General features: G+C 51.0%; 2 protein-coding genes. One reads left to right on the top strand and one right to left on the bottom strand.

Annotated elements, in window-relative coordinates; all coding sequences use genetic code 11:
• The first annotated feature begins 157 nt into the window (after positions 1-157).
• Positions 158-6664, top strand: coding sequence for a tandem large repeat (locus CAG65_RS22410; protein WP_161451927.1), 6507 nt, complete (start codon positions 158-160; stop codon positions 6662-6664).
• 134 nt (positions 6665-6798) lie between these two features.
• On the opposite strand, the gene CAG65_RS02440 is transcribed toward CAG65_RS22410, so the two are convergent.
• A complete protein-coding gene (locus tag CAG65_RS02440) occupies positions 6799-7677 on the bottom strand; it encodes an AEC family transporter (RefSeq protein WP_161451925.1) in 879 nt (292 codons plus the stop codon).
• Positions 7678-7885 lie beyond the last annotated feature (208 nt).

The following is a 7885-nucleotide window of genomic DNA, read 5'->3' as shown; positions in this document are numbered from 1 at the left end:
AATATAATTTGGTAAATTTTTATACAACGTCGAAATCATGTTGAGATCCAATAATAAAAACAAGCTTGCTTGCGCCATACTTTCAATATTAGCGATCAGTTCTTGTGGGGGCGGTGGAGGAGGAAAAGACACCTCGCCGCCATCGCGCGTCAAAGGAGTGATTTCAGGAAACGTTTTTGATGCGCCAGTATCGGGGGCAACGGTTTCCGTCTATGAGTATCAGAATGGCAAAGTTGGGCGCCTTTTAGGGCAGACCTCAACCAACCCGGTGGGTGACTACTTGGTCAAAATTGACGCGTCGACCATGCCTTTAATGATCAAAGCCGAAGGTGGTGCGTACCGGGATCCGCTGACGAAAAATATCGTGTCATTGAGCGAAGGCAAAATTATTTCGATGTCGAGCGTCATCAACTACACCGAAGGGACAGACCAATCGGTGATGGTGACTCCCTTAACCTATCAAGTTGCGGGTCTGGCAGAATACAATATCGGCCAGGGTCTGGATGCCACCGCGTCAGTAGACAATGCCATTTCAACGTTCATCAGTATGTACGGCTTTAACGTCAATACCACCAAGCCAATTGATATTACCACGGGTGGGCAAAGCAGCTTCGCGTCTGCGGGTCATCAGTATGGCGCGCTTTTGACGGCATACTCCTCATATTCCTATGATTTCATCAAGCAATATCCTGGTAGCGACAGTGAGTTGACGTATACGTCGATGAACTTGTCTGATATTGGTTATCGCGACATTTCCGCCGATGGTAAGCTCGATGGGCGAGAATTAGACAGTTCAGGCTTGCTGAAAGACATGGCTTTTGGTCAGTCTTACGTGACCAGTGATCTGTATACCCAAAGCATGGCGCAGCATGTGCTGATCGTAGTCAGTGACCCGGATCTGAATATTTCCGGGACGCCGGTTTCTGATTACAAAAATTTCAGCCAACATATCAATGATCTCGGTACCAATGGCTCTGGTAGCTCGGTCATTCCGCCGCGATCAGAAACGGACATCGATCTGGATCCGCCAGTGGTTACCCGTCTGGATAGTGACACCCTGAAAGGCGACGACAGTGTCGACATTGGCCTCAGTGACGCTATTGGTGTCGACAACGTGCAGGTGATGTTGCAATGGAAGATGAAAAGCGACAGCAGTTGGAGCACAGAATTTGAGTGTCCGGTCAGTCCTGCGGGAGAGTATTGCCAACTGGATACGTCCGATTTTAAGTCTGGTCCTCGGGATACGAAGGTTAAAGTGAACGTGTTTACTCTGGCATTGGATGCACTGGATACTGATCCTCAGGACGACGACCCGGTACAAGCACGCTTAGTGGTGTATGCATCGGACGTATTGGGCAATGGTTACGAAGCGAAAAATGGGGTGACGATTGATTTTGACTGGGACAACATTGCGCCCGTCATTGTGGTCAATTCGGCCGACGCGATCAGCTCATCCAAAACGGATTATACCCTTGAAGGGATCGTCAAAGAAAATCCGGCTAAGCTCAGCTATGTTCAAGTGAGATTGGGTGCTCAAAACCCAACAAATCTGGAGTGTTCGGAGATCAATGAAGGCTCGAATGTCTGGTGTAAGTTCAGCCAGATTTATACGACCTCTTCATTCGGTGACAGTACCTTGTTCAATCTCACCGCGGAAGACATACTCGGCAACAAAGGTCAGGAGCAGTTTACCGTCTACAAAGACGACACGCCGCCAGTGCGTATTCTGGAATATCCGGACGGTGTCGAGATGAACTTTATTGTCGATGACAACCCGGTTTCTCAGATATATCGAGATACCACCTATGATGCGGTTACCGTGGACGAGTCCAACCAATACCTGAAGATCGATTACGCCTATGCTGTTGACGGTATTAAGGCTACGTTGGGAAACATCAATTTTGCAGACTTTGAGGCGTCGACACTCAACGATAACAAAATTCCCTATGTCAAAGTCACGGTGTACGATCCAACCAATGGTGACATCTACGGAACGTCTGCAGACAAGTTGACTCTGTCGGTAGAGTATTATCGGAAAAAGAACATTGCAGGCAGTGACTATCAATGGATATCCAGTAAAGAAACTCAGGCGTCAACTGACAGTAAAGAAGCGGGTATTCCTCATGAGCAATTGATTCGTGAAGAAGATGGCAGAGTGTCAGAGGTGATCTATTACATTCCATACGTGAAAGAAATTCTCGGCACGACATTCGCCAGTACGACCGAAGAGTATTCACAGAAACTGGTGATTAAAGTCCGAGATTCTTCCGGCAACGTGAGTGACAAGTCGGAAGTGTATTTCAAGTCTACCTTTGACCTGCCGAGCCTTAAGGTGGTTACGCCTTTTATTAATGCCACAGCAAGGATTGAGGGTTTGAAGTCAATCAACAGTGATTTCAGCTTTCTTGCCAGTTGTAACACCGAACAGGTGGACAGTGTCTCTGGAGAGAAAGCCCTTGATGTGGCAGAGTGTGAAACCCAGTTTAATCCGTTTAAGTATGAGTTTTTCCGCGTCGTGTTACAGAGCAACGCGGGAACGCACTATTATCAATGGCAGGACAGTCTCGATGCGAAAAAATCGGTCACATTTCGCTATGGTGAGCAGGATGAAAACAGCCAGGGCCAACAGATGGCCAATATTGGCGCGTATTTTTCAGGCGCGGAGTCCGGTACGCTATACCTGACGGAACTTTCGGTGTACCAGACGGGGTTGTTTGACAATGCCTGGAATGCGCTCGAAGCCGACGACAAAACGCCGCAAAACGCGGCGTCTATTTTAACCGACGTCAACACCGCTCTGGAAAGTCAGGATGCGTCTTTTTTTGGGTTTAATCCTGCCCTAACTCAATACGCGACCACCGACATGCTCAACGCGACCATCCCGAATCCGCCTACCAAACCGTATCAACACCGATTTCTACTTGAAGCACTGGCAGACATGGCTGCATCCAATAGTGCAGAGACAGATACGACCGACTATGCCAAAGGGTTTTACGACGACTTTCTCTACGACGGAAAAGCCAACGGGCAAGGCACTCAAGGCCAAATCACAATTGGAAACCGGGATCTGAGTGCAGACACTTACCGTAGCGAGCTGGCCCAGAGCTACTTCAACGTTGCGACAACGCAATACCAGGTTGATGCCTCGACAGCGCTGAAACAGGCCGACCTGTTCGCTATGGCTAACCCCAGCATTGGCAGTGACACCGTGTTTGATTCTCCTGGCGAAAGTATCGATAAGTTTCCGCCTGAGATGCGTGTGCTACCGGATGCCTTGCAAAGTGATGGCCGTTTTATCAGCGGCCCCGGGCAAGATTATACGATCACGGGGAAAATCGCTTCGACATTGAGTCTTGAGGATATTTCAGGTATTGAGACCAGCAGCCAGCCACCACAGCAAGCGGTGTACTGGTACAGTCACGCCGAGCCTTCTCTGCGCCATCAGGCGACGGATGTGGAGTTTACTCTCGATCCCAGCAGTGATGCTTACCATCATGGGTATCACTTCACCTTAGATTCTGAGAGCTCTGAGTACCCTGATGTGGCGCGGTTTGAAATTGTCGGCTCGGCGCAAGATAGCCGAGGCAACGCAACTGGCAATACGCTGATCATGACCTACTATGTCGACAATCAGCCGCCAACGATGACGTTAGCCACGACAATGCCGGAACATCCGGGGAACGGGGAAAGCGTACAAGTTACACTGACGTTTGATGAGCCTGTCTCCGGGGTCGAAGCGACGCTCGCGGGGGTCAATATCACCTTTACAGAAAACGGTGCCAGTGAAGAGTGGGTAGGAAACACTGAATCGCCGATTGTATTGAGTGCGGGCGATACGACCATTCCACTGCTGCTGAAGGCAACTTATTCTGATGGGATAGGCCATGCAGGCGAGCGGGTAGAGCGGGCGGTGTCGGTGACACCCATGGTGACGGTCAATAATGTAACGGACGATAACGTGATCACAGAAGCTGAAGCGACCAACGTGGTCATTTCAGGTTCCGCTAAAGGCTTTGCCGTGAATGACAAACTTAAGGTGGAAGTCACTTCACGGGATAGACCAGAGATAGATCGTTTTGAACAAAGCGATGTGGTGGTTCAGGCCGACGGCAACTGGGCAACGGCCGCGCATAATCTGACGAGTTGGGAGCAAAGTGACATCGACATTCGTGTATCGGGGACAAACTCTGATGGGATTGAATCTGGTGTGGCAAGCCATGTCACCCGTTATGAAGATTCGATTGCCCCGCAAGTGAACAGTGTCGATGTTTCCCCCGAACATCCGGAAGATCAACAGCCCGTGACGCTCTCTCTTACATTCAGCGAGCGGGTGAAAGAGGTGCAAGCAAGCGTAGCGGGCGTGCCAGTGGCGTTCAGTGTAGCGGGAGACGTCAGCCAGGAGTGGGAAGGTACAACCAACAGCAGCATTGCTCTGGTGGCTGGGCAAACTCAGGTTGAGGTGCAAGTCAGTCGCTATCTGGATACCGCCAACAACCCGGGAAACCCGACACCGTATGTTCAAATGGTCAACGTGAAACCTGTGATCGAAGTGGATCCTATTGCAGGCGGAAACGGCATCGACCAATCGGAAGCTGAAAGCCTGATCATTTCAGGTCAGGCAAGAGGTTTCGCCGGTGGTGAACTATTGACGGTTAAAGCGCAGGCCAGCAACTCTTCTGACCATTTCAGCGTGACCGCATTGGTACAGGCAGATGGCGTATGGGCCACCGCTGCGCAGAATATCCGCGCTTGGCCAAGTGGCGATATTGAGGTGTCTGTCTCGGGGAGCAACAGTGAGTCGGTTGCTGCCAGCTCTGTGACCGAGAGTGTTCGTTATGAAGATACCGTGGTACCGGACATCACCGGTGATTTCCAGATATCGCCACAAAACCCAGTTAACGGCAGTAAAGCCACCATCACGGTGACTTTCAGTGAACTGGTTAACAACGTGAGTGCCAGCCTCGACGGAGTGGATGTCATTTTCCCGAACAATGAGCTTGCGACAACATGGACGGGCGAAACGGCGAGTCCTCTGACTCTGAGTGCAGGCTCTTCAGCCGTGATTGCTGAGGTAAAGGCGGGTTACACCGATGTTTCTGGAAACAGCGGAGCGGCGAAATCCACCAATGTGGCGGTGAAACCGCAGCTATCGTTATCACCAGTGGCTGGAAATGATGAGATAGACTCTGCGGAAGCAAGCTCAGTTGTGATTGAAGGCACGGGCGTGGGGTTTGCATCTGGTGACAGTGTCACCGTTGCAGTGGTGTCTACTGTCGACCCTACTTACTCCTTCGAAGATCATGCGGAGATGACGGCCGACGGGCACTGGCAAACGGCTGCACATAATCTGACGGCGTGGCCGGTGGGAGACGTGTCGGTGAATCTTTCAGCCAGCAACTCGCCGGGCATTGACGCCGACTCGGTCAGCCGGTTGGTTACGCGGGTGGACACCCAACCGCCCTCGGCCACCTCTGCGGAGTCGCAACCGCTGAATCCACAGTTCAATCAGGCCGTGACTCTGACGGTGAAGTTTGATGAACCAGTCACTGGTATTACGGCTAATGTTGGCGACGTGAATGTGGATTTTGGTGACACCAGCAGCGCATCGGACTCCTGGAGTGGGACGACCAATGCTCCGGTCAGCTTTGGCGCGGATGAAACCAGTATTGATGCGGTGATCCGTGACTTTGTCGACGCATCTGGAAATCTGGGCGCAGCCTTTAGTCACTCCATTCAGGTTACGCCTTTGATCCAACTGAACGCTATCGCCGGAGACGATGTAATCGACTCCGATGAGAGTCATTCCGTGACCATCACTGGCAGCAGCAAAGGTTTCAAAACGGGGGATGAGTTGTCGGTGCACGTGATGCGCGACACCACTGAAGAGTATGCTACGCAGGTCAGTGTTGCTTCTGATGGTAACTGGAATATCGGGAGCCCACTTGACTGGTCGTCCTGGGAGGTGGGACAACTGACGGTATTGATTGATGGAACTAACCTGTCCGGTTCTGGGGTAGCGGCAACGCAAGTCAGTCGTGCGATCGAAATCCGCGATACGCTTGCTCCGGGTGTGACGACACTCAATGTCACGCCCGAAAATCCGACAGAAAACGATAAGGTGAATTTAGCGCTGACGTTTGATGAGCCTGTTGCCCACCTTAGCGCCACGGTGGCTGGTAAGGTGGTCGATTTCGGCGACACCGCCGAGTTGGCAACCAACTGGAATGGTGTGTCCGCTGAGATTGCATTGCCGGTGAATGCAACGTCGGTCACTGTGATGATTGATGGTTATCAGGACAGCGCTGGCAATTCGGGCCAGCCACAAACGCACGCCTTGGAAGTGATACCGCTATTGACTCGTCACCCGGTGACCGGAGATGACACTATTGATGCCACGGAGTCGGCGTCGGTGATTCTGTCCGGTGATGCGAAAGGATTTTTGGCCGGAGATACGGTTGAAGTGACGGTTATCTCACAACTCGAACCAGACACGGATCATGCAACGGTTGCCGCGACGCTTAACAGTTCTGGCGAGTGGCTCACGGATACACCCGTTGATATGTCTGGCTGGCAAAACGGGAGTTTGGATGTCACGGTGATAGGCACCAATGCGGCCGGGCATGCTGCGCCATCGCAAACGGAGACTATTGAACTTGCTCAATAGCATGACAAATAAAACAACCGCCTGGATGGCGGTTGTTTTGTGTTGGTCACTGGTGTGGTTTGAAGAGGAATCGACGACCGTGCCTGTGAAGGTCTGTTCGTAGCGCTGGTATACGTCTAATACCAATAAACCAACTAGGCCAGAAATAACGCCAGCGCCAGAAGCAGTGGCAAGGTCAAAATACTAAAAAAGTTGCCAAACAGCACCATAGACGCCACTTTCTCAGGCTCCACGTGAAAGCGCTCAGCAAACAGGTAGTTCATAACAGCAGGCGGCAACATGGTAAACAGGACCATCATTTGCAAATGCAGCGAGGGCAGCGGTACCAACAGGTAAATAACCGTAAATGCGATGGCGCCCGTCAGTAGCGATTGTCCGGTACAAAGTAAACCGATTTTCAAACCGCTCATGCGCATATTGCACATCTGTGCCCCGAGTGACAGAAGCATAACGGGTACGGCTGCTTGTCCGAGCAAGGCGGTTGCTTCGTAGAGGGGGGCCCAGACCGAAAGACCACTCAGGTTGAGTAATAAAGCGGCGGCGGCGGCCAGAAAAATCGGCATACGAACAACTTGTTTGATTGGGTTGCTGTGACTGAGCAACATGATGCCGAGGCTGATGTGAAGACAGGCCGATACCACAAACAGCATCACCGCAGGCGCAAGAGCAGTGTCACCAAATGTGTAAGTAAACAACGGAATAGCCAGGTTTCCACTGTTACGAAACATATGTGGAGGTGTCCAGGTCTTATAGTTCAGGCCGGACAGCCGGCACAGTGGCAGCATAATTACAGCGGGCAGCAGAATGGCGATAAGAGACGCACTCAATAAAGGTAATTGGCTGGTGTCAAGCGGCATCGCGACCAGCGAGGAGAACACCAGTGCGGGTGTGAAAGCGTCCATATTGATGCGGTTTATAGGGCGAAAATCCGGTTTTAACCAGCGTCCGACACAGAACCCGACCAGAACCAGTGCGAAGACCGGGAACAGAATACTGATGACCTGATTAAACATACTATCCCTGTTGAAATCGCCAAAACCATTAAGCTATCAGTATTTCATCGTTTCGTCAGCAACTATTACGCCTCAGTCTGTTTGACAAGAGCGATAAATATTGTTTTTTGGTTAATAAAAAATTTTTATTAACACTTTCTCTTGAAGTTTTCATGAATAAACATATATAAAAATCGACGCGCAGGACTGCGCAATAATACGATAACCT

This window comes from Vibrio sp. V39_P1S14PM300, assembly GCF_009904765.1.
Taxonomy (GTDB): Bacteria; Pseudomonadota; Gammaproteobacteria; order Enterobacterales; family Vibrionaceae; genus Vibrio; species Vibrio proteolyticus.
The sequence above is the reverse complement of the archived record's forward strand: the minus strand, read 5'-3'. Positions and strand labels throughout refer to the sequence as shown.

What these genes read in the sequence shown, in the direction of transcription:
- CAG65_RS02440 (WP_161451925.1), bottom strand. Translation starts at nt 7,677, where the DNA reads ATGTTTAATCAGGTCATCAGTATTCTGTTCCCGGTCTTCGCACTGGTT.